This window comes from Streptomyces odonnellii (genome assembly GCF_000981895.1).
Lineage (GTDB): Bacteria > Actinomycetota > Actinomycetes > Streptomycetales > Streptomycetaceae > Streptomyces > Streptomyces odonnellii.
The window spans coordinates 1-1,788 of the sequence record NZ_LATD01000221.1 but is presented as its reverse complement, the minus strand read 5'-3'; the positions used below and the strand labels follow the sequence as shown (position 1 = coordinate 1,788).

2 protein-coding genes are annotated in these 1,788 nt (G+C 69.1%); one reads left to right on the top strand and one right to left on the bottom strand.

Annotated features, from left to right (window positions below; all coding sequences use genetic code 11):
- Positions 1-346 precede the first annotated feature (346 nt).
- Entirely contained in the window at positions 347-937 is a 591-nt protein-coding gene (locus WH07_RS20940) for a TetR family transcriptional regulator (protein WP_046502189.1), read from the bottom strand.
- Between the two features lie 123 nt (positions 938-1,060).
- Here WH07_RS20940 and WH07_RS20935 point away from each other — a divergent pair, with 123 nt between their 5' ends.
- Positions 1,061-1,747, top strand: a complete 687-nt coding sequence (locus WH07_RS20935; protein WP_046502187.1) for an NAD-dependent epimerase/dehydratase family protein — start codon at positions 1,061-1,063, stop codon at positions 1,745-1,747.
- Positions 1,748-1,788: the final 41 nt, after the last annotated feature.

Sequence of the window (1,788 nt, the reverse complement as noted above, 5' to 3'; positions counted from 1 at the left end):
GGGGAACGGATGTTGAGGAGGGGGCCGGAGGTCTGGGGCACCCAGTGGCCGCCGATGAACAGGTTCTCGTAGTCGGGCATGGGAGGGGTCCTTCCAGGCTGGATCTAACTGGTTAGTTAAAAGTAGCCCGGGCGGTCGGTCGCGACGCAAGGAAGGCTGGATACGGTGAGTGATCGCGCCATGACAACCGCACGCTCGGCCGGCACCGCGCAGGGCGGAACCGGTCGGCACGAGCCGGGGGAAGGACAGCGCGAGACAGCCCCGGACAGGCCGGTACGGGCCGGAGCGGGCCGGGACTGGCCGGGAGGTTATGGGCGGTATGGCCAGGTACGGACCGGAGCACGGGTCAGCCCCGCGAGTCCCCCGCGCCCCGCGGCGGCCGGACGAGGCGGCCGACCGAGACCACGATCGAGTGCCGGTGGAGGGCGGCCAGCTCCGCGTCACCGGTCGCACGCGCCTCCGGAGAGCCGTCGCTCCAGGCGGCGGACAGCACAAGGATCAGCGTGAGCAGCGCGTGCGCGGGCATACCCGCGTCGACCAGGCCCGCCGACTGGGCGGCCGAGAGCTTCCGCAGCTTGTCCTGGGTCGCCCCGTACGCGACGGGCAGCACCTCGTCACCCGGCCGTTCCAGAGCGTGCCAGCGGGCCAGCCGGATCAGATGCGGGTGGGCGACATAGAAGTCGAACAGGGCCCCGGCGTAACCGGGCAGGTCCTCGGCGTCGAAGGGCGCGGCCTCCAGCAGTTCCTCGATGGCGGCCTGGTAGACCGTGTCGAAGAGCTGCTCCTTGTTGCCGAAGTACACATAGATCAGGTTCTTGTTCGCCGACGCCGCCGCGGAGATACGGTCCACCCGGGCACCCGCGATCCCGTACATGGCGAACTCCTGCGTCGCGGCCTGCAACAGGCGCGCCTTCGTGGCATCGGACTTCTTCACCATGCGTCCAATTTAGCCGCCTGACTAACCGGATCCTTATGCAACCCATGTATCCTGGCCTCAAATCTAACTGATCGGTTAGATTCTCGTCGGGAAGAACGAGCCGAGAAGAACGAGGCGTACCGCGTGAAGGTTGTCATCTACGGCTCGTCCGGCATGGTCGGGCACGGCGTCCTGCGGGCCTGCGTGCTGGACGAGGGCGTCAGCTCCGTACTCCTGGTGAGCCGCCGGCCCACCGGCCCGCACCCCGCGAAGGTCACCGAGATCGTGCACGACGACTTCACGGACTTCTCGGTGATCGAGGACGAACTGGCGGGCGCGGACGCGTGCTTCTACTGCCTGGGGGTGTCGTCGGCGGGCCGCGGCGAGGCGGAGTACACCCGCATCACCTACGACTACACCCTGGCCGCCGCCCGCTCCCTGGTACGGGTCAGCCCGGGCCTGGTCTTCATCTATGTCTCGGGCGAGGGCACCGACAGCGAGCAGAAGGCACGGGCGGCCTGGGCACGGATCAAGGGCCGCACGGAAAACGACCTGGCGGCCCTGAACCTGCGCGCCCACATGTTCCGCCCCGGCTACATCCAGCCCCGCCACGGCGCCCGCTCCCGCACCCGCCTCTACCGCCTGCTCTACGCCGCCACGTCCTGGCTGTACCCGGTGCTCCACAGACTGGCCCCGGCCCACACGACGACCACGGACCACCTGGCCCAGGCGATGCTGACGGTAGCCCGCACCCCGGCCGAGTCCCCCCGGATCCTGACCACCCGAGAGATCAACGCCCTGTCCACCAAAACCCCACCACTCCCCCACTGACCCCCGACCCCGCGCCCCGCGCCTGTCATTCGCCGTGGTAC